Here is a 19,618-nt window from a genome sequence, read left to right as displayed (position 1 = left end):
ACTTAACTAAACGTCTGGTTCTCAACCTCACTGACCTGGCATGACCGAATCTAAAGAGCGCAAGAATTTCTGGGGTGCCTGAAACCCGATAACCTGAAAGTCGATCTCCGCCCCTTGCCTGTCAAAGAAGATGATGCCGGGGGGGCCAAAGAGCCCAAAACGTTTGAGCAGCGCTTGATCGTCGGCATTGTTCGCGGTCACATCGGCTTTAAGCGACACGACGTCTTTGAGGCGTTTTCTTACCTGGGCATCTGTAAACGTGAAGCGCTCCATCTCTTTGCAGGATACGCACCAGTCAGCCCAGAAGTCCAACATGACGTAGCGACCTTCCGCCGCCTGCAATTGCGACTCAAGGTTGGCGAGACTCGTAGTTTTCTTAAACTGCAGCTCGGGCAAGCTGATATTCTGTGCGGCCGCAACACCTGGACCTCTTAAGCCACTCAGGGGCTGCAGCACATCGCGGCCTCCTGACAGCACGCCGATAAGCAGCGCCAAACCCGAAATGAGTGCAATGACCCCTACCCCTTTGCCAAAACGCACAAACCCAGGCGAGCTGTCAGGCAGCGGGTCCAACACCTTCAGATACATCGCAGAAATAATGAGCAAGACGGCCCATAAGCTCATATGGACGACAGAGGGTATGACCGGGGAAATCAGGTAGATGGCCACCGCCAGCATCGTGACGCCAAAAAAGTGCTGCACGGACCTCATCCACGAGCCGGCCTTAGGCAAAAGTGCACCCGCTGTGGTGCCAAAGATCAGAAGCGGAACACCCATCCCTATAGCCAGCGAGAAAAGCGCCAAGCCACCCAGCACGACATCTCCTGTCTGCCCAATATAAAGCAGTGCTCCGGCCAGAGGTGCCGCAACGCACGGTCCCACAATGACGGCGGACAATACGCCCATGACGAACACACTGAAGACCTTGCCACCGGCAGATCGGTTTGCAGCGCCCGCTAGGCGACTTTGTATGGAAGCGGGTATCTGGAGTTGATAAAAGCCGAACATGGAAAGCGCGAGGAGTACGAAGACGACGGCAAAACTGCCCAATACCCATGGCTTTTGCAGATATGCCGAGAGCATCGTGCCTGCTAACCCCGCGGCCACACCTGCGAGCGCGTAAGTGACGGCCATGGCCATCACATATACCAAAGAAAGGCCAAAGGCATGGCGGCGGCTTAGTGATCGGCCTTGCCCAATAACCATTCCCGACAGAATCGGAATCATGGGTAGCATGCAGGGTGTAAACGCCAGAACCAAGCCAAAACCAAAGAAGGCGGCTATGAGCGCCCACGCATTGTCCTGAGCGAACAGATCTCGTACGAGGCTTGTTTCCGAGACCTGGACCTTGGCAGTGCTTCGAGGGATGCCACTACTCGCTTGAGCTTGCGCGACGTTAGCACCCGCTGAGGCGGCGCTGGTCTGGGCTACCGCGGCAAGAACTACGGACAGCGTTTTATTTATTGGTGGATAGCAGACTCCGGTCGGATCGTTACAACCCTGATAGGAGGCTTGCAGAATCAGCGGCTCGGAAATAGATCCAGACAACCGATTTAACGTAATTGGGATCTGGACAGATCCGTAATACACCTCGACCTGCCCAAAAGTGGGGTCATCCTTAAGCTTACCTTGGGGTAGCGCGACGTTCTTGATCGCCGCGTTGGATGGCTGCTGAAGGTCAAACGCAATCCTATCGCGATAAAGATAATAGCCGTCTACTGCAGTAAGCGTAGCGACCAGCGTATCGGCGTCGCGTGCCCTCACCGAGACTTTGAACGCTTCATCTGGTGGCAACAGCTCTTGATCAGAACTCTCGCTGCCAAACAAACTTCGCATGGAGCCCAGAGTCCCACTGTTCGAGGAAGCAGAAGCCGACACTGTAATACCGGTGGGGTCGGCTGGCATTTCAGAAAATTGTGCGGGACTAACGCCAGGTAACCACGCCAGTGCCAGCACGAGCAGAGCCATCAACAAACGGATAGATTTCACTTCAACTACTCATCATCCAGACCATCATGACGCCCATGAAAACGAAGGCCAAAATAGCGACCAACCCAATTACAGCTAGCGCTAAGAGAACTATTCGTGTGAGTTTGGTTCCCATGACCTGCTCAGGTATCAAGGTGCTCTATTGTGGTTTAGTAAACGTCGACGGTCCCCAGCATTAGCCTCTTCCGGCATTGGCACTTGGGCGGGTTCGCCCTTCTTTGATTCGTTATCGCTGTGGCCCGACTGCATGCCTTTCATCATGAAAAACATCATCAACGGACAGATTAAGAAGAATAAGAATGGGCTCACAGCAATAATCAATTCACGTGCGGCGGGCAATACCGCATACGCAACAGCGATCACCATGGCTAGCCCAAGACCGCCTTTCACCATCGTTTTTATATCGCATTTCATTGTTAGCTCTCCTTGTACTTGTGTCGCTAGCGCTTTATGCGGAAATCTACCGACAAGCCTACTGTAACGGTCCGTTGCTGTCAGACAGATTGCGCGGACATTACATCTTTGTCATCTTTGGAAAAGCGCTCTAGGAAGCAAAAGATTTGTTGCTATATGTACAAAGCGCTCGCATTGTTTCAATGGCACTGGTGAACAGAGGGCAAAGCGTTCCATGTTTACAACGGGCGGCAAATACTGCCGGTTGACATTGTCACTGTGGGAACGTTTACGCTGCTGATAAACGTGATGAAGACCAAGTGAGGCAGACAGCGCTCCCCGGAACACTGCAATTCTGCCTGAGGAACTATGAATGCCATGGACGAGAACCACACAAGTTTGGACGATGACATCCTGGCTGCCCTCAAGCGGGCGTGTGACGAAGGAGATCTTCTGGTCGCTGAGCACCTATTGCGTGCGCTCGAGACAATGGCTGATCGGGCAGGAGGCGATGAACGAATGGAGCGCGCTTACCTTCAGGTAGCTCGTTCGCTGGTAGACACTAAACACCGCCGATATTCATCTTTATGGCCATTTTCAGCGGGCTGCAACTGATGACCAGCTACTTCTTTCTGCCGGAGACCTTGCCACGGGAGCGACGGACATCGATGAGGCCAGCGGCGGTGCTGCGAAACTACAGCGCTGTGCTAAGAAGCCAGCCGTTCTGGTTATTGACCCTGGCCTTAAGTTGTAATTTCATAGGCTTTTTCTTGTATGTTTCCGCAGCGCCTATTTTCGTTGTTCAGTATCTTGAATTAAGTAAGGCGGAATTCGGGTGGCTGTTCATTCCTGCGACGACCGGCATAATCTTCGGCGCTTACCTGGCAGGGAAACTTGCGAAACGATTCACGCCATTGACGGCCGTCAGCTATGGATACTTGATAATGGCGGGTGCCACGGTGCTCAACGTGGTGTACAACGCCTTTCTGCCGCCCGTTCTGCCCTGGGTCATTCTGCCCGTAGCGCTTTATACCGTTGGCATGTCGTTTGTAACCCCAACCATTACATTGCTGACGCTCGATCTGTTCCCCTCAGCACGCGGGATGGCAGCATCCTTGCAAGGTTTTGTTCAAACCATGGTCATGACCTTGGCCTCGGGATTGGTCGCTCCACTAGTAGCCGATTCCGGTCTGGCTATGGCGCTAACGGTGTTCTGTTTTCTTGGAGCGAGATGTCTGGCTTGGTTTTGTTATACAAGGCTGAACCGGTAGTGGACGTACGAGTTGAGATCGGCGACGGAGTGTTGGCACAGTCACGGCTGATCTCGAACGCGTACGCCCGTCCTTATCAAAAATGCCGCCATAGCACGTAGCGTAGTTGTGCACCTCTCTTCGCCAACCGATTGTTAGACATTTGAATTAATAGTGGAGCGGGCAGACCTGGCCGTACGCCAGGCTCTGACCAGTAAGCACATCGCATCCGCAACATGCATCATGCAGCGGTTGTACTGTGCGGGCACTAGTCGTCTATGCCATCCGCCTGCACTCTTCGGCACACTTGCGGCAAGCCTCGGCGCAGCGCTGGCAGTGATCCATTTGATGCTTGGCACATTCATCTGCGCACGCTTGGCAAACATCTGCGCACAAGCGACAAAGCGCCTGGGCGAATTCACTGCCCCTGGCCATATAACTGGCCGCGATGCGGCAAATCTGCGCGCAATCCATGTCCAGCTTTATGCAACGCGCCATGCTTTTAACGTCCTGTTCCTGCAGGCATGAAACAGCGCAGTGGTCGCACTCAGCGGCGCAGGCATAACAAGCGTCGATGCAAGATTGAAATTTTTCATGAGCCATATTGATCTCCAAAGAACTTACGGTGTGATTATCAAGTGGCTCCGCTATGCGATGCCACTTCCCTAATCCAGCAACTTCAATGCCTGAAGCGCAATACTCTGCTCTAAAATCTCGTTGTCTTCACGCAATCTGTGTTCTACATTCACCTCATATTACAAATTTTTAATGATTGCGTTATGTTGACGTCAGTAGTACCACTGTATTTCCGTAACACAATCAATACCCCATGGTTGAGCCTGTGCAGGCATTGTGCGTGCCGAATGGTCCTGCGCCTTTCTGGAGCACGACCATGCACATATCCCTGAAGATGAGGAACATGAAATGAGCACTGTTGTCTTAGAATCGACGCTGACCTGCCCTGAATGTGGGCATATCAAAACGGAAACCATGCCAACTAACGCCTGCCAATGGTTCTACGAGTGCGAACAATGCCGGGCTGTTTTGAAGCCGCAACCCGGCGACTGCTGTGTTTATTGTTCGTACGGTTCCGTACCCTGTCCGCCAGTTCAAGAACACAGCAGACAAAAAGGCTGTTGTAGCTGATCGGAACCTCAAGAGGCAAAACACACAACTACCCAATCGCCCCAAGCGCCGGGAACGTCCTCAATAACCAAATCGCAAAACGCACCAACTGTCCACTCGCCACCGCAATGCCCATCAGCACCAGAATCGCGCCGGTGATTATCTGAAGATAACGGCCTGTTCGGCGCAACGAACCCAGTCGACGCATAAACGGCGTCATGAAGTAAGCGGAAAGAAGGAACGGTACGCCTAACCCCAGTGCATAGACCCCCAAAAGCAGTACGCCCTGCCCAAGACTCTCAGAGGTGGCGCCAAGCAACAGAATGCCGCCGAGCACGGGACCGATGCATGGTGTCCAACCGAAGCCGAACGCCATGCCAAGCACAGTAGCCGACCAAGGCTTGCCACCGCCGCCCCGCGGTTCAAAGCGGTAGTAACGCTGCATCCATAAAGGGGCACGTATGACACCCATAATCATCAGGCCGGCGATGACAATAACACCTCCCGCAGCGATATTCAGTTCGTAGCGATACGATAAGAACAAACGCCCGATTGCGGTGATGCTGGCTCCCAAAATTAGAAATACCATGGAAAAGCCAGCAACGAAACACGCACTAAGGCCCAATGCTCGCCATCGAGCAGAACGTGCCTCGAGCTGAGAGGCGTTCAACTCAATGGAGTCGCCTGCAATATAGGAAAGGTAACCGGGCACGAGCGGTAAAACACAGGGCGAGAGAAAGGACGCTATACCGGCGAAAAACGCTGTTAATAGTCCAATGACGGTTAATTCAAGCATCGCGTCATTCCATGTAGATAGTTTGTTTTATTCTTATCTCTCATCACTTTGAATCCCGAATAGAGGGGCGTAGCAGTGCGCCATCAATCAGGGCTTCGACTTGCGCGCCATCCCAGGCAGCGGGCCCCATCGCTCGTCCGATTTCGCGACCCTCTCGATCAATTAATAGCGTTGTTGGCACGCCCGGCGCACGCAGCGTGTCTGATACCCTTGTCGTCGGGTCAACGTAATGTTTCAACGTTCGAATACCAAAATCCTGATAAAACGGTTTGATCAGATCAGGGTCTCGATCAATCGACAGCGCAACGACTTCGAAGTCTGAGCCGCCACGCTTGGCATTTAACCGGTCCAGCGATGGCATCTCCTCGCGACATGGGGGGCACCAGGTCGCCCATACATTGAGCAATATGACGCGGCCATGGAAATCGGCCAAGGTCACGGTCTTGCCCGTCGCATCCTGAAAGGAGATCAAAGGCAGTTCGCGTGGCGTATGCCAGCGCATGAAGCGCTGACCCCCTATGTCCACCGCAACATTAAGTACTCCACTTAGGAGATTCTTCGAGGCATTATTACGTTGGTATAAAAACAAGGCTGTCGCGATGGCGATCACGCTGATTAACGCCACTGCTGCCCAAGCGATTATCTTAGAAGAGTTCTTCATTATTAAGTTTCAGCATCCATCAGTTCTTGGGGGTTGCCGTTTCGGCTTGTTCTCGGCGAGCTCGCTCTATACTGTTTGCGACAGCCCTCGCGCTGTCTGAATCAGACGGAAGCAGTTCGAATAACTGTTGCCAGTAATTGATCGCTGCCGGGTAATCTTGGCGCTCAAGCGCTGCGGCCCCCGCCAAAGTCAAGGCGAATGGCTCCCGAGGATTGAGCGTCAGCGCGCGCTCCAGCAATTGGGTCGGCTCCCCTTTAAAACCCGCTTGATTGCTTCTGGCGAGTGTTTCGGCATACTCCGACAACGCCAAAGGATCCGTCTGGATGACGGCAGCCGCTTTGGCAAAGGCCGCAGCAGCATCTTCATACTTTTCAAAATAGCGATAAGAGCGCGCCAGCATGAGCCAACCAGGCGCGTCATCAGGATTGCGCGCCAGCCTCGCAGCGAGTGAGTCCACCATGGCCTGCACATCGGCTTGTGTCATAGCGGGAGCACTTCGCGTCGGCGGTGGAGTAATCGCTGCGGGGTTTCCTATCGCCAGATAAGTAAGCGTTGCCGCCACTGGCAAGACGATAGCCAGCGCTATCGCGGCTTGCTTGCTGCTATGGCGTCGTACGCTGGTGTTCTGAACGGGTGTTGCCTCGTCCAGCACTCGTCGTTGCAGCTCTTGTTGGGCCGTAGCGTGATCACGCAAAGACAATATACCGTTGGCGCGATCCTGCTCCAGCTCAAGCAATTGGTCACGCAGTACCGCCGCATTGACGGCGTGATACTCGACACTGCTGTCCAACTTGGGTCCACGCCACAGAACAAACGCCAGCCACAAGGTGACGCTAACAACAAGTAATGCAGCAATAAGGATAAAAATTAAATTCATGGTGATGTTCCGGTGTCCGTGGTTTGGGCGAGCAGTACCTGCGCCCTTTTGCGCTCGTCGTCGCTTAACAATGCATCAGCCTCGCCGTTTTTCCGGCGACGCAATGTTATCGCCAAGACGAGGAACCCAAAGGCCAGCAACAGCATGGGTCCAAACCAGAGCAATAGCGTGGTGGTTTTTAATGGCGTGCGATAAAGTACGAAATCACCATAACGATCAACCATATAGGTTCTGATCTCGGCATCGCTTTCGCCCGCCTGGATCTGCTCACGTATCTGCTGACGCAAGTCCACGGCCAGGTCGGCACGCGAGGCCGCGATCGATTCGTTCTGGCACACCAAGCAGCGCAGCTCGGCAGCTATATCCAACATACGCTTTTCCGCCGTGCCGTTATCCGCCCACGATGGCAGCGCGATAACAGCGCACAACAATGTCAGCCACCAATGTTTCATTGCTCAAGCTCCCGTATCAGGGGTAGTATGGTTTCGCGCACTGCGCTAGCAGTGACCGCGCCTATGTGCTTGTAACGAATGAAGCCGTCCTTATCAATAACAAAGGTTTCGGGCACGCCATAAACGCCATAGTCTATGCCCACGCGCCCTTGCGTATCGGATACGGACAACACATAACCATTGCCATAGCGCTCTAACCACGAAATCGCTTCCTTGCGTACATCCTTGTAGTTGAGGCCAACGATGGGCACGCCATGCGTTTTCGCCAAATCCGTAATCACAGGGTGCTCTTCAAGGCAGGCATAACACCAAGAGGCCCACACATTCAGCAGCCACACTTTGCCTTTCATGGCTTCTGGCGAAAACGTGTCTTCTGGTGAGGCCAACTGGGGCAAGGTAAAGCTTGGTGCCTGCTTGTTAATAAAAGGCGAAGGAACTTCGCTGGGCTTAAGGGTCAAACCGAAAGCCAGGAAGCCGACCAATACGACAAAACCGACCAAGGGCCATATAAAGCGACTCATGCTGTGGCTCCTGCGGTTACCAAGGCCGCCTTGCGTTGACGACGTTTCTTAAGTCGATAACGGCGATCACTGATGGCCAGCAAGCCACCCAGCGCCATCAAGATGCAACCTATCCAGATCCAGTCCACGAAGGGTTTGTAGTAAACACGTACGCTCCAGGCGCCGTCGGCGAGCGGTTCACCCAGGGCGACGTACACGTGACGCAAGCCGTTGGCATCAATTGCCGCTTCTGTCATGGGCATCTCCGCAGAGGAGGTATAGCTGCGTTTTTCGGGATGCAGCTTGCGTAAGACACTACCATTGCGCGACAGTTCGATGTCACCGACTTCTGCCATATAGTTAGGTCCCTGTGCTTTATTCACGCCAAGAAAGGTCAATTCATAGCCCCCTGCGCTTACCGTGCTGCCAGGTGTCATACGCACGTCTTGTTCGGTTTCATAGCCCATGACGATAGTCACCCCGGCCACGAACACGGCGATACCCAAATGCGCCACATGCATGCCTAGCCAGCTAAGCGGTTGGGCCAGCAGCCCAGTACGCGTAGCACGCATACGATCAACAATACCCTTGACCACCGCAGTCGCTATCCAGGTAGCCAACGCCAGGCTTAGCGCCACCAACACCGACCAACGCCCCAACATGAAGGGTGCGGCAATACCGACAACCACTGCCGCCGCAGCCGGGACATACAGGTGTTTTACCAAAACGCTTATCTTGGCCGATTTCCAGTTGGCCACCGGGCCTACCGCCATAAGCAGCAGCGCTGGCACCATCAGGGGTACAAAAACCGTATTAAAGTATGGCGGCCCCACGGAAAGCTTGCCTAACCCAAGCGCATCAATGAAAAGCGGATACAAGGTTCCAAGTATCACGGCCCCTGCGGCTACGGCCAACAGCACGTTATTCACTAACAATAGGGACTCACGCGAGATCAGCTCGAACCGCCCGCCCATGCCCACCTTGGGCGCGCGCAAGGCAAATAAGATCAGGGACGAGCCCACCACCACGGTAAACAGCATCAAGATGAACACGCCTCGGCGCGGGTCGGTGGCAAAGGCGTGTACCGACGTCAACACGCCGGAGCGCACAAGAAAAGCCCCCAGTAAGGACAGCGAGAAGGTACTGATAGCAAGCAGCACTGTCCAATTCTTGAAACTGGCACGCTTTTCAGTCACTGCCAGGGAATGTATCAACGCGGTACCGACTAACCATGGAATGAATGACGAGTTCTCTACCGGATCCCAGAACCACCAACCGCCCCAACCCAGTTCGTAATAGGCCCACCAGCTACCCAGGCCGATACCCAAGGTCAGGAACAACCACGCTGCCGTCGCCCAGGGCCGGGACCAACGGGCCCAGGTCGAATCAAGCTGCCCCGCCAGCAAGGCGGCAATGGCAAATGCGAAGGCGACCGAAAACCCGACATACCCCATATATAGCAGCGGCGGATGAAATATCAGCCCTATGTCTTGCAGTAGCGGATTCAGGTCCATACCCTCTATGGGTGCAGGTAGGAGACGCTCGAACGGGTTAGAGGTCAGCAGCACGAACAGCAGGAATCCAGCCGTGACCAGGCCCAGCACCCCCAATACACGTGCCACCATGACATCGGGCAGTTGCTTGGAGAACACACTGACTGCGTAGGCCCAGCCTGTTTGCATCAGCAACCACAGCAAAAGCGATCCTTCGTGGCCGCCCCAAACGGCAGATACACGGTAAAGCAAAGGCAATTGCGAATTGGAATTCTGGGCGACGTAAGCCACCGAAAAATCCTTAACAATGAAGGACCAACCCAGCGTAGCGAAGCTAACAATAATTAAAAGGAACTGCGCCGTCGCGGCGGGTCGAGCAAAGGCGATCCAGACGGCATTGCCACGCGCCGCGCCAGCAAGGGCTAAACAGCCCTGCGCCAGCGCCACGAATAGCGTCAGTATCAGTGAAAAATGACCGAGTTCAGCAATCATGAGCGTTATGGCCTCGTAGTAATCGTGTTCTTGGCGGCCTCATCCAGCGCATGCTGCGCTTCAGGGGGCATATAGTTTTCATCATGTTTGGCTAACACTTCTTCAGCGCGGAACAAGCCATCGACACCTAGCTTGCCTTGGGCTACCACCCCTTTGCCTTCGCTAAACAGGTCGGGCAGTATTCCCGTATAACTGACCGGTACCATTTTGGCGGTATCGGTCACCACGAATTTGACGGTAAGCCCATCGCTTAGTCGTTGCACGCTGCCGGTTTGCACCATGCCCCCGACGCGAAAGGTCCGCTCCTGGGGGGCTTCACCCGCGCTCACCTGCGTAGGCGTGAAAAAAAACACAAGATTGCTTTGAAAAGCATTCAGCACTAAGGCTGTGGCAATGCCGAAAGCTACCAAGCCACCAGCAATGAGCGCGAGGCGCTTATGGCGATTTTTCATCGAGATTCCTCTTTCCTCAGGATTAATTGGCGCTTTACTTGCAATAAAGCCGCTTGGCGGCGCTGGCGCAGCAGGAGCCATTCCGTGCAAAGAGCGACCAGGGTGACGGCGACTGACCCCCACACGTATTGCCCATAGCCACCCATCGCAAAAAATTCTGCAGGACTCGTCCAGTTCATTGCTTTACCTCCTTCAATTCGTCTAACCACCCAGCATGGTGTTCGCGTTCTAAAATGATGCAGCGCACGCGCATCAGCGCGATCGCCACCGTATACATCCATGACGCCAACGCCATAAGCAGCATGCCGAACAGCATGATCATGGCCATAGAGGGCGCCTGCGTCAGCGAAACTGATGCACCTTGATGCAGGGTGTTCCACCACTGCACCGAAAAATAAATAATGGGAATATTGACCACGCCGACAAGGGCAAGGACAGCACCGGCCTTATCCGCACGCCGCGGCTCATCAACCGCTGACTGAAGCGCCATAAAACCGATGTACAAAAAGAGAAGAATCAGCTCGGAGGTCAGACGTGCATCCCAGACCCACCAGGTCCCCCACATGGGTTTGCCCCACAAGGCGCCCGTCCAGAGTGAAAGAAACGTGAACATGGCGCCGGTAGGGGCCAACGCCGAAGCCATCATGGCGGCTAAACGATTGTTAAATGCCAGTCCCACTGCAGCCCAGAAAGCCATGACCAAATAAATGAACATCGACATCCAAGAGACCGGCACATGCAGGAAGATGATGCGATAGCCCTCACCTTGCTGGGCGTCGGTGGGCGCCATGAAGAAACCCACGTACATCCCTATGATCGCCAGAATCGCGGCAGCGGCTGCAAACCAGGGAATCAGCTTGCCCGCAAGGGGATAGAACATTTTGGGTGATGAGTACTTAAACCAATTGATCATTCACTTGCTCATTATTCCAACGCAATCCGTAGTGCCACGGTTGTGGCCCACGGTGCAAAAAACCCAGTTAAAACCAGCACGGCGCCTAGCAGCGACAGATTCGCCGTAGCGCCCAGGCCGGCTGCGGCGGCATCTACCGAACCCGCGCCAAAGATCAGCACCGGCACATAAAGCGGAAGCACAAGCAAGGCGACCAGGACGCTGCCGCCTCGTAGGCCCAAAGTCAAACTCGCTCCGATCGCGCCAATAAAGCTAAGTACAGGCGTACCAAGGGCCAGCGACGCAGCCAGTACGAATAACGAAGGCGTTGGTAAATCGAATTGCAATGCCAGCAGCGGAGCGAGCAACGTCAAGGGAAAACCCGTCAACAACCAATACGCGACCACCTTGCCGAGCACCAGCATTCCCAACGGAGCGGGTGAAAGAGCCATTTGCTCTAGTGTGCCGTCGGCGTAATCTTGTTCAAACAGCCGGTCAAGCGACAACATGGTCGCCAGCAGTGCCGTCACCCAAAGAATGCCTGGGGCGATCTGCCGCAACATGTCGCGCTCAGATCCAATGCCCAACGGAAACAGGCTGACCACGATGACAAAGAAAAAAAGCGGTGTCAGCACATCGGACTTGCGTCGCATGGCGAGCCTTAAATCTCGATGTATTACCCCTCGAAGTACGGATAAACCAATTGTGTCGCTCATACGCCTACCCGTATAACGTGCGTCGTGCCTGCCAAGGTCAAATCCTGATGCGTCGTCAAGACTGCAATCCCGCCATTGCTCAGATGCTGGTCAATCACCCGTACAACCCATAGGCTGGCTTGGGTATCCAATGCAGTCAGAGGTTCATCCAACACCCACAAAGCACGCCTTTGCAGCAGTAGCCTAGCCAGGTTTACACGGCGCTTTTGCCCTTGCGACAAGGCTCGTACCGATAGGTGCTCCCTACCCTGCAATCCAGCCTGGCGTAAGGCTTCGTGCACACTGTCCTGGGTAACCGATTCGTCAGCCAACGCCACGCTGGAAATTAGGTTTTCCGTGGCACTTAGCGCATCCTTAAGACCCAAAGGATGGCCACAATAAAGTAGCTGGTGACGGTACTCATCGCCCAGTTTTTTTATCGGACTACCCTGCCAATGAACGGCGCCGGCAGCCGGAGGCGTTAGCCCCACCAGCATGCGTAAAAGACTGGTTTTGCCGCTGCCGTTCTCGCCGCGCACCAACAGGCACTCGCCTGCCTTAAGCTGAAAGCTCAGATTATGAAATAGGCGGCGCTCACCGCGCACGCAGTCCAGATTGATGGCTTCAAGCACCGTCGACCTTTGCTCGCAAAAACGTTAATCACCAGGTGATATCGGTATTCTGGCTATGCGCCGATATGCAACGGACCATCCGTTACATGCGGCACTAAGCGCTACCGTCGCAAGTAGCTGGGCGCACGCTCAAAGTCAATTGAACGCGACGACGCTGAGGACGTAGGTGTGGAGCAGGAAGGAAGTCGAATCAGCGGCGTGCCAGCTTAGGCAACGAAAAGCCACTGGGGCCGCTCGGGCCGCTCGGAATAGGTCGGCAAGCTGAGCTGCGCCTCATGAAACTGAAGGGCCAAGCTAGACGATAAGGAAGGGATAGTTTGATGTGCAGATGAAATAATCGACGCCGCTGGTGCTTGGCATGAATGCTCGTATTGGTCCAAAAAACCTGAGGTTGAACCAATTTGCTCGGACCCGTCGCTTAAAGAGACACGCTGCTCTTGAGCTTCGCTATCACAGGGCGCGATGCAAACCTCCCTTTCTGGCTGGCAATACACGCTCACGACGCCCCAGGAGGCCTGAAGCGGCAGCATGACCAGCATAAAAATAAGGAGGAATTTCTTCATTGCGGGAACGATTGTACCAAGTGAAAAGCGTGTCTTACAAACGAGGGTATGAAAAGTAGAAGCCGGGGGTTGGTTATTTTGCAATCGCGATGTTTGTTTCCATAGAAAATGCGAGAGCATCCCCATCCCGAAAGCCTTGCACGATGGCGTGCGTCTCCGCCCTTACTTCGTCCACAAGAGCGAGGCGCTCTACGGCATCCATAGATGCAAACGCTGGCACTGACGTGGCTGCGCCCAGTATCGAAAACTGAACAAACTTTTCTGGCTCAGGCAGGCGAATAGACAGTGATCGCGGAGTGATTTCGATATATTGAAAGCCCGCCTCGCTGAGCAATGTGTATAGCTCATCGGGGTTGGATAATGAAAAGGCAACATCGACGTCCGTGATGGGCACATCAAGAAGGCGTGCAGTTGCCGTAAACAACGCCTCATACACGGGATGTCGGCTCAGGGACTGCCACACACTGATGACTGCGCTACCGCCATTGCGTAGCACGCGACGCATTTCGCGACCTGAAAGCACTCGGTCGAGAAAGAACTGAAGTCCTTGTTGACACAACACAAGATCAAACGCGTCACCGGGAAGTTCGAGGCGAGTTGCATTACCCTCTTGCCAGAGTATCGAAGCACCAGCCGGTGCCGGTTGTGCACGACCTACTTCCAGCATTTCTGCATTGATATCCAGAGCAAGGACCTGACCGCTTACCCCAACCATGGGAGCGACCTGCCGTGCGACACTGCCCGTACCGCAGGCAAGATCCAGAACTCGCTCGCCGGGTTGGGGTGACGCCAATTCAAGCAGCACACGCGTCCAAGGATCTGCAATCGCACGGCTAAGGTAGCGCTCATATACTTCTGCCGGACTAAGGTTTGGTTGTTGGCTCACTGGACTCTCCTGATCACAATTATGCGCCTTCTAATGTCACGACAAGCCCGACTCAGATTACCGAATCGGGCTTGTTATGAAATGGTCCCAGCATACTGGAGCCACACCGAAGGGGTTGGCCTTACGGGATGCTGCGGTATGTGATCCCATTGGGATTGGGGCCAACTGAATAGGTAGCGACCACAAAAGAGGCAGTAGAGCCGCTTGATGACAACTATATTGGCCGGCCACTGACCGGACGATGACTGCCGCATTACCTTATCGTAATGCGGCAGCACTAGCCCCATTATGCCCGCAGCCTTGCGCTCACAATGGCGAACAGTGAGCGTGACACTATGAGGCGATGGTGCACTTTGCACAATTACCGCAGGACATGGTTTTTTATGCTTGACCTTCCAACGGTAGGAACCTATATCCTTCTCTTAATCTATTTGAACTGAACGACAAGGAGGTGGGATTTGAATACCTTGACCATACAGGAAAGCGCCTTGACAACCGCGATCAGTCTGCCGATCGAAGGCATGACCTGTGCATCATGCGTTGGCCGCGTCGAAAAAGCCCTCAGCAAGATCCAAGGCATTGATTCGGTCACCGTCAACCTGGCGACCGAGCGGGCTGACATCCAGGCGAGCGGTCCCATTGACCGCCAGGCGCTAGTCGACACCATCGAGGCCGCCGGTTACAGCGTACCCGCCACCACCATCGACCTTTCGGTTGAAGGCATGACCTGCGCATCGTGCGTGGGCCGCGTCGAAAAAGCGCTCAAAGCCATTCCCGGTGTTGCCGAGGCCACGGTGAACTTGGCAACCGAACGCGCCCACGTGCGCGGCAGCGTCGATCCCAACACCCTGATCGCGGCAATCGCAGCGGCAGGCTATGCGGCGCAACCCATCGATATTGGCGCGTCCGCCGACGAAGAAGCCGCAAACGAACGTAAAGACGCTGAACGCACGGCGCTTAAACGCGACCTAACACTTGCCGCCGTCCTGACTCTGCCGGTCTTCGTCTTGGAAATGGGATCACACCTGATTCCCGGCGTGCATGAGCTGATCCTGCGCACCATCGGCGCGCAATGGAACTGGTACATCCAGTTCGCGTTGACGACGCTGGTGTTGGCTATGCCGGGCTTCCGCTTCTACCGGCAAGGCGTCCCGGCGCTTTGGCGTCTTGCGCCCGACATGAACTCACTGGTCGCGGTCGGCACGTTCGCGGCCTATGCCTATTCCCTGGCCGCCACCTTCGCGCCATCCCTACTACCAGTTGGCACCGTCAACGTCTATTACGAAGCGGCGGCCGTCATTGTCACGCTGATCCTGCTTGGCCGTTTTCTGGAGGCGCGGGCCAAAGGCCGCACGTCCGAGGCCATCAAGCGGCTGGTCGGTTTGCAGGCAAAAACCGCGCGCGTCCAGCGTGACGGTACCGTGCTCGAAATTCCGATCGCCGACGTCGCGGCCGGTGACATCATCGAGGTGCGCCCCGGAGAACGCATTCCCGTCGATGGCGAGGTCACGCAGGGCCAAAGCTATGTCGATGAATCCATGATCACCGGCGAACCCATCCCGGTTGCAAAGACGGTGGACAGTAAGCTGGTCGGGGGCACCGTCAATCAAAAGGGTGCGCTGTCCTTCCGTGCAACGGCGGTGGGCGGCGCCACCGTGCTCTCGCAGATCATCCGCATGGTCGAACAGGCGCAGGGATCGAAGCTGCCCATCCAGGCGCTGGTGGACAAGGTGACCATGTGGTTCGTGCCCGCCGTTATGGGTGTTGCCGTGCTGACCTTCCTCGTCTGGCTCGTCTTCGGGCCGCAGCCGGCGCTGACCTTTGCGCTCGTCAATGCCGTGGCCGTTCTGATCATTGCCTGCCCGTGCGCCATGGGCCTTGCGACACCCACATCGATCATGGTGGGTACCGGGCGCGGTGCGGAGCTGGGCGTTCTTTTCCGTAAAGGCGAGGCGCTGCAATTGCTGAAGGATGCAAAAGTCGTCGCCGTGGACAAGACCGGCACGCTGACCGAGGGTCGCCCCACGTTGACCGACCTCGAAGTCGCTGAGGGCTTCCACCGCCAGGACGTGCTAGCCCGGATCGCCGCTGTCGAGGCGAAGTCCGAGCACCCCATCGCGCGGGCCATCGTCGAGGCGGCCAGCAACGAAGGAATCACCATTCCTGACATTACTGACTTCGAATCGATCACCGGCTTCGGCGTGAAAGCACATGTGAACGGGGAGCTGATTGAGGTCGGAGCGGACCGCTACATGCGCAAACTAGGACTCAAGGTTGACGTTTTCGCGGCAACCTCCGAGCGTCTGGGTAATGAAGGCAAGACACCGCTCTATGCGGCTATCGATGGCCGGTTGGCTGCGATCGTCGCGGTAGCTGATCCGATCAAAGAAACGACGCCGGCTGCCATTGCCGCGCTGCACAAGCTTGGTCTAAAGGTCGCGATGATCACCGGCGACAACCGTCGCACGGCGCAAGCCATCGCGCGCCAGCTTGGCATCGACGAGGTGATCGCCGAGGTCCTGCCGGAAGGCAAAGTCGAGGCGGTGCGCAAGCTGAAAGCCGCGCATGGCCAGCTGGCATTCGTCGGCGACGGGATCAACGATGCGCCCGCGCTGGCCGAAGCAGACGTAGGCCTGGCGGTCGGCACCGGCACGGATATCGCCATCGAGGCGGCCGACGTGGTGTTGATGTCGGGCAACCTGATGGGCGTGCCCACTGCCATCGCACTGTCGCGGGCGACGATCGGCAACATCCGTCAGAACCTGTTCTGGGCCTTTGCGTACAACACCGCGCTGATCCCGGTGGCCGCGGGCGTGCTGTACCCGGCCTGGGGCGTCCTCTTGTCGCCGATCTTCGCGGCGGGAGCAATGGCGCTTTCCAGTGTCTTCGTGCTAGGCAACGCGCTACGCTTGCGTGGGTTTCGCTCACCGATAGAGGCCACCAAATCCTCTCAACTGCCGACGGCGGCGTAATTGGAAAGGAGATATTGAAATGAATATTGGGGAAGTAGCGAAAGCCTCAGGTGTCTCAGCGAAGATGATCCGATACTATGAACAAACCGGACTGATCCCCCGAGCGAATCGCAGGCAGTCGGGTTATCGCAATTATTCTGCATCTGATGTGCACATGCTGCGGTTTATCCGCCGGGGGCGTGATCTTGGCTTTCCGGTGGCCGAGATCAATGAGCTTTTGGGCCTCTGGCGCGACAAATCGCGCCAGAGCGCTGACGTGAAACGTATCGCTACAGCTCACATGGCAGAGCTGCGCGAGAAAATCGACAGCCTGGAACAAATTACCAATACGCTTCAGGCGTTGATCGAGTGTTGCTCCGGCGATAACCGTCCCGACTGTCCGATTTTGGACGACCTCGAGCACACAGCCGATAGACAATAGTTGTAGCAAGCCCGCTGCGATTGCTGGTTAGTTCGTTGCGGGTCAAATTAAATCATACAAGATTGAGATAGGGATTACTGGGAGGCAACTCAGTGAATAACAAACTGGGGTCAACTAACAAATAGCCGTGAAGCCTTCGGGATTTCCGTGGTCCAAGAACGTCGCAGGTCCAAATATTCAGTCCGTTGGGCTGCTTACGATGCTGACGTAGCTTCTCAAAACGCTTCTGCACCCACTGCCAGTCCTGCTGCTTCTCCTGTTTAGCTAGCGCACCGACCTGCGGATACTCTTGTGCGTAGCGCTGGAACACGCCGGGGCTGACCAGGTAGGCGGTGTCGTTCACCGTATGCACCAACGCCTTCGCATCGTTGATGATGAGTTTGCGCAACTGGATGCCCTCCCTCAGCCACACCATGAAATGCTCGCCGGACGGTTGTCCCCCCAGGACTGGCGAACTGGCAACGTGCGTCAACTGCGTGGTTGGAGTAAGCGGAGATGGCGCAGTTGGATTTGGGGTCGCCCTGGACGAAGAGTCCTCGCCGTGGACCGCAGAGGAAGATCCGTCCATGCCAATCATCGTCAATAGATCGTCTATGGCGTCCGGCGCACTAGCCGTATCCCGAGGCGGCACCGGGAACACTGCCGAAGTCGATACAATTACAGTATCACCGGCTGATGGTGAAGCTTCCTGATCCGCTGGCGGTTGGCCCACCACGGGTGCCGATTCGGCCACAGCCGCGTCCGCCGCCTCGCTGGTCAACGTGGTATCGATCGCCACCGTGCCCGCGAATGGATCGGGCCGCTCTCCGGACTCCCAGATCAACGCGGGTGCCACGCGCAAGAAGGTGAAGGTGTTCGACCAGCCGCTCTCGCTCGTGACCGTCGCCTTCCAAATGGCCTTGCCTTCCGGGTTCGGTTGCAACATGCCATGATCCTGCAACACATTAAAAACGGCAGTGTTGTTCGCTGGGATACCGTCGATGCCCTGCGAGAGCAGATGCGCACGTAGCTTATCCGAAACCGTCTTACTGACCAGCCAGAGTGCATCCTGGGTAAGCCAGCCATCGGAGGCCTGGGGCTGGTTCAGCTTCAGCTCTTCCTTTAGTAGGTAGCGAAGGCCTTCCAGCAGCTTGCGCTGCAGTGCGTGCTTGGGCGCGGCCATGGCGCGTGCGGGATCGCCCCCCAATGCCTGGGCCACCGACGCACGATCAGCCTGAATGACCAGTTCGCCCAGCACCCCAGCGTGTTCATACTGACCGGCCAGCACGTAGAGCAATGCCGACCAAAGCAGCGGGAAACCGTTAAGCCAGTCCAGAATGCTGCCATCGAGCACCCGTGTGTAGAGCAGTCCGGTGGCGGCGCTGTGCAGTCGATACTCACGCCCTTCCCGGTAGCGAAAACGGTATGGCCGAGTCAGCGGGCCGTGCCAGGGATGCCAGGCGCTACCGTCTTCATGCTCCACATGCTGATCCACCGCGATCTTGCCGATGTCGTGTAGCAGCGCGGCATAGGCCGTCGCCGCAGTCCAGGCTTCTGCCTGGGCGGCCTGGTCTTCGGGTGTTGTTCCCGCAGGCAACAGATGAGACTGGCGCAGTTTCAAGGCATAGGCCACGATTTCCAGCCCATGGTCGAGCATGCCGCCCGGATAGGCGTGGTGATGGCTTTCCGAGGCGGGAAATAGCTGCACCAGCTCGGCATAACGTTCCAGCGGTGCGCGGTACAGCAATGCAAACTGCTGGCGCGAGAGTGACGTGCGTTGCCAAATGTGTTCCAGCAGACGTTGGCGTCGAGGCGTGGACAACAGTGAAGCAGCCGACTCTGGCCGCGTCAGCCCTTTGAGTGGTTCGGTCAGGGGTATAGCGGTCGTATCTATAACTGGCAGTAGCCGTTTGCGCTGGAACAGCGAGAGCATGTAAAACCTCTGGTAATGGGCAGGCAAGAGAGCCTTTTTTGCCTTTTCAGGTAGGGCCTTTCCCCTTGGCTCCATTCCCTTCCCCCTTCCTGGCCCTTTGGCCTTTGAACCCTTTGGGTATAGGGCAATCCGGTCTTGCTACGCCAGTATCAATGCGGGACAGGC

21 protein-coding genes are annotated in these 19,618 nt (G+C 55.8%); 4 read left to right on the top strand and 17 right to left on the bottom strand.

The genetic code is table 11. The features are described 5' to 3' along the window. Nucleotides 1-27: 27 nt before the first annotated feature. Together dsbD and OOZ48_RS03430 are read right to left on the bottom strand one after the other, a co-directional pair. Nucleotides 28-1,989, bottom strand: a complete 1,962-nt coding sequence (dsbD, locus tag OOZ48_RS03435) for a protein-disulfide reductase DsbD (protein WP_269495696.1) — start codon at nt 1,987-1,989, stop codon at nt 28-30. 129 nt (nt 1,990-2,118) lie between these two features. Continuing rightward, entirely contained in the window at nt 2,119-2,403 is a 285-nt protein-coding gene (locus tag OOZ48_RS03430; protein ID WP_102075257.1) for a DUF2933 domain-containing protein, read from the bottom strand. Nucleotides 2,404-2,969: 566 nt separating this feature from the next. Here OOZ48_RS03430 and OOZ48_RS03425 point away from each other — a divergent pair. Continuing rightward, nucleotides 2,970-3,653, top strand: coding sequence for an MFS transporter (locus OOZ48_RS03425; RefSeq protein WP_269495694.1), 684 nt, complete (start codon nt 2,970-2,972; stop codon nt 3,651-3,653). A gap of 255 nt (nt 3,654-3,908) precedes the next feature. On the opposite strand, the gene OOZ48_RS03420 is transcribed toward OOZ48_RS03425, so the two are convergent. Then, nucleotides 3,909-4,235: a four-helix bundle copper-binding protein gene (locus tag OOZ48_RS03420; RefSeq protein ID WP_269495692.1), complete on the bottom strand. Its 327-nt coding sequence runs from the start codon at nt 4,233-4,235 to the stop codon at nt 3,909-3,911. 321 nt (nt 4,236-4,556) lie between these two features. On the opposite strand from OOZ48_RS03420, the gene OOZ48_RS03415 reads away from it, so the two are divergent. Continuing rightward, on the top strand, nt 4,557-4,778 hold the full coding sequence (locus OOZ48_RS03415; RefSeq protein ID WP_269495690.1) for a GDCCVxC domain-containing (seleno)protein: 222 nt from the start codon (nt 4,557-4,559) through the stop codon (nt 4,776-4,778). A 28-nt stretch (nt 4,779-4,806) separates the two neighbouring features. On the opposite strand, the gene OOZ48_RS03410 is transcribed toward OOZ48_RS03415, so the two are convergent. The 13 genes from OOZ48_RS03410 to OOZ48_RS03350 form a co-directional block, all read right to left on the bottom strand. Then, nucleotides 4,807-5,553, bottom strand: a complete 747-nt coding sequence (locus OOZ48_RS03410; RefSeq protein WP_269495689.1) for a cytochrome c biogenesis CcdA family protein — start codon at nt 5,551-5,553, stop codon at nt 4,807-4,809. A 43-nt stretch (nt 5,554-5,596) separates the two neighbouring features. After that, nucleotides 5,597-6,214 carry a TlpA family protein disulfide reductase gene (locus OOZ48_RS03405; protein ID WP_269495687.1) on the bottom strand — a complete coding sequence of 206 codons (618 nt, stop codon included), beginning with the start codon at nt 6,212-6,214 and terminating at the stop codon, nt 5,597-5,599. A 19-nt stretch (nt 6,215-6,233) separates the two neighbouring features. Further along, complete coding sequence (gene ccmI, locus OOZ48_RS03400) at nt 6,234-7,091, bottom strand: c-type cytochrome biogenesis protein CcmI (protein WP_269495685.1); 858 nt, start codon at nt 7,089-7,091, stop codon at nt 6,234-6,236. Beyond that, on the bottom strand, nt 7,088-7,543 hold the full coding sequence (locus OOZ48_RS03395; protein ID WP_269495683.1) for a cytochrome c-type biogenesis protein: 456 nt from the start codon (nt 7,541-7,543) through the stop codon (nt 7,088-7,090). Before OOZ48_RS03395 ends, ccmI begins: the two co-directional genes overlap by 4 nt. Continuing rightward, nucleotides 7,540-8,064, bottom strand: a complete 525-nt coding sequence (locus OOZ48_RS03390) for a DsbE family thiol:disulfide interchange protein (RefSeq protein ID WP_269495681.1) — start codon at nt 8,062-8,064, stop codon at nt 7,540-7,542. The genes OOZ48_RS03395 and OOZ48_RS03390 overlap by 4 nt, the downstream gene beginning before the upstream one ends. After that, the gene (locus tag OOZ48_RS03385) at nt 8,061-10,028 is read right to left on the bottom strand and encodes a heme lyase CcmF/NrfE family subunit (RefSeq protein ID WP_269495679.1); all 1,968 of its coding nucleotides are present in this window, start codon (nt 10,026-10,028) and stop codon (nt 8,061-8,063) included. The genes OOZ48_RS03390 and OOZ48_RS03385 overlap by 4 nt, the downstream gene beginning before the upstream one ends. A gap of 5 nt (nt 10,029-10,033) precedes the next feature. Next, nucleotides 10,034-10,480, bottom strand: a complete 447-nt coding sequence (gene ccmE / locus OOZ48_RS03380; RefSeq protein ID WP_269495677.1) for a cytochrome c maturation protein CcmE — start codon at nt 10,478-10,480, stop codon at nt 10,034-10,036. Further along, nucleotides 10,477-10,659 (bottom strand): heme exporter protein CcmD, encoded by a 183-nt coding sequence (gene ccmD, locus OOZ48_RS03375; RefSeq protein WP_269495675.1) that lies wholly within the window; start codon nt 10,657-10,659, stop codon nt 10,477-10,479. Before ccmD ends, ccmE begins: the two co-directional genes overlap by 4 nt. Further along, the gene (gene ccmC, locus OOZ48_RS03370; protein ID WP_269495673.1) at nt 10,656-11,393 is read right to left on the bottom strand and encodes a heme ABC transporter permease CcmC; all 738 of its coding nucleotides are present in this window, start codon (nt 11,391-11,393) and stop codon (nt 10,656-10,658) included. Before ccmC ends, ccmD begins: the two co-directional genes overlap by 4 nt. Nucleotides 11,394-11,404: 11 nt before the next feature. Continuing rightward, the gene (gene ccmB / locus OOZ48_RS03365) at nt 11,405-12,088 is read right to left on the bottom strand and encodes a heme exporter protein CcmB (protein ID WP_269495671.1); all 684 of its coding nucleotides are present in this window, start codon (nt 12,086-12,088) and stop codon (nt 11,405-11,407) included. Next, a complete protein-coding gene (gene ccmA, locus OOZ48_RS03360; protein WP_269495669.1) occupies nt 12,085-12,699 on the bottom strand; it encodes a cytochrome c biogenesis heme-transporting ATPase CcmA in 615 nt (204 codons plus the stop codon). Before ccmA ends, ccmB begins: the two co-directional genes overlap by 4 nt. Nucleotides 12,700-12,905: 206 nt before the next feature. Beyond that, complete coding sequence (locus tag OOZ48_RS03355; protein WP_269495666.1) at nt 12,906-13,262, bottom strand: hypothetical protein; 357 nt, start codon at nt 13,260-13,262, stop codon at nt 12,906-12,908. Nucleotides 13,263-13,335: 73 nt separating this feature from the next. After that, nucleotides 13,336-14,148: a class I SAM-dependent methyltransferase gene (locus OOZ48_RS03350; RefSeq protein WP_269495664.1), complete on the bottom strand. Its 813-nt coding sequence runs from the start codon at nt 14,146-14,148 to the stop codon at nt 13,336-13,338. A gap of 458 nt (nt 14,149-14,606) precedes the next feature. On the opposite strand from OOZ48_RS03350, the gene OOZ48_RS03345 reads away from it, so the two are divergent. Both OOZ48_RS03345 and cueR read left to right on the top strand, forming a co-directional pair. After that, nucleotides 14,607-17,120 carry a heavy metal translocating P-type ATPase gene (locus OOZ48_RS03345; protein WP_269495662.1) on the top strand — a complete coding sequence of 838 codons (2,514 nt, stop codon included), beginning with the start codon at nt 14,607-14,609 and terminating at the stop codon, nt 17,118-17,120. Nucleotides 17,121-17,139: 19 nt separating this feature from the next. Then, nucleotides 17,140-17,541: a Cu(I)-responsive transcriptional regulator gene (cueR, locus tag OOZ48_RS03340; protein WP_269495660.1), complete on the top strand. Its 402-nt coding sequence runs from the start codon at nt 17,140-17,142 to the stop codon at nt 17,539-17,541. A 52-nt stretch (nt 17,542-17,593) separates the two neighbouring features. Here cueR and mobH read toward each other — a convergent pair whose 3' ends face one another. Then, a complete protein-coding gene (mobH, locus tag OOZ48_RS03335) occupies nt 17,594-19,453 on the bottom strand; it encodes a MobH family relaxase (RefSeq protein ID WP_269495658.1) in 1,860 nt (619 codons plus the stop codon). Between the last annotated feature and the right edge of the window lie 165 nt (nt 19,454-19,618).

The sequence above is a fragment of the Castellaniella sp. S9 genome, assembly GCF_027257175.1.
GTDB lineage: Bacteria > Pseudomonadota > Gammaproteobacteria > Burkholderiales > Burkholderiaceae_B > Castellaniella.
Note: the sequence above shows the minus strand (reverse complement) of the source record. Positions and strands in the feature narration are given on the sequence as shown.

Coding starts and splice junctions, on each gene's coding strand:
- OOZ48_RS03430 (WP_102075257.1), bottom strand. CDS start 2,403: ATGAAATGCGATATAAAAACGATGGTGAAAGGCGGTCTTGGGCTAGCC.
- OOZ48_RS03385 (WP_269495679.1), bottom strand. CDS start 10,028: ATGATTGCTGAACTCGGTCATTTTTCACTGATACTGACGCTATTCGTG.
- ccmD (WP_269495675.1), bottom strand. CDS start 10,659: ATGAACTGGACGAGTCCTGCAGAATTTTTTGCGATGGGTGGCTATGGG.
- ccmC (WP_269495673.1), bottom strand. CDS start 11,393: ATGATCAATTGGTTTAAGTACTCATCACCCAAAATGTTCTATCCCCTT.
- mobH (WP_269495658.1), bottom strand. CDS start 19,453: ATGCTCTCGCTGTTCCAGCGCAAACGGCTACTGCCAGTTATAGATACG.
- OOZ48_RS03395 (WP_269495683.1), bottom strand. CDS start 7,543: ATGAAACATTGGTGGCTGACATTGTTGTGCGCTGTTATCGCGCTGCCA.
- OOZ48_RS03425 (WP_269495694.1), top strand. CDS start 2,970: ATGGCCATTTTCAGCGGGCTGCAACTGATGACCAGCTACTTCTTTCTG.
- ccmE (WP_269495677.1), bottom strand. CDS start 10,480: ATGAAAAATCGCCATAAGCGCCTCGCGCTCATTGCTGGTGGCTTGGTA.
- OOZ48_RS03390 (WP_269495681.1), bottom strand. CDS start 8,064: ATGAGTCGCTTTATATGGCCCTTGGTCGGTTTTGTCGTATTGGTCGGC.
- OOZ48_RS03415 (WP_269495690.1), top strand. CDS start 4,557: ATGAGCACTGTTGTCTTAGAATCGACGCTGACCTGCCCTGAATGTGGG.
- ccmI (WP_269495685.1), bottom strand. CDS start 7,091: ATGAATTTAATTTTTATCCTTATTGCTGCATTACTTGTTGTTAGCGTC.
- OOZ48_RS03410 (WP_269495689.1), bottom strand. CDS start 5,553: ATGCTTGAATTAACCGTCATTGGACTATTAACAGCGTTTTTCGCCGGT.
- cueR (WP_269495660.1), top strand. CDS start 17,140: ATGAATATTGGGGAAGTAGCGAAAGCCTCAGGTGTCTCAGCGAAGATG.
- ccmB (WP_269495671.1), bottom strand. CDS start 12,088: ATGAGCGACACAATTGGTTTATCCGTACTTCGAGGGGTAATACATCGA.
- OOZ48_RS03405 (WP_269495687.1), bottom strand. CDS start 6,214: ATGAAGAACTCTTCTAAGATAATCGCTTGGGCAGCAGTGGCGTTAATC.
- OOZ48_RS03420 (WP_269495692.1), bottom strand. CDS start 4,235: ATGGCTCATGAAAAATTTCAATCTTGCATCGACGCTTGTTATGCCTGC.
- OOZ48_RS03355 (WP_269495666.1), bottom strand. CDS start 13,262: ATGAAGAAATTCCTCCTTATTTTTATGCTGGTCATGCTGCCGCTTCAG.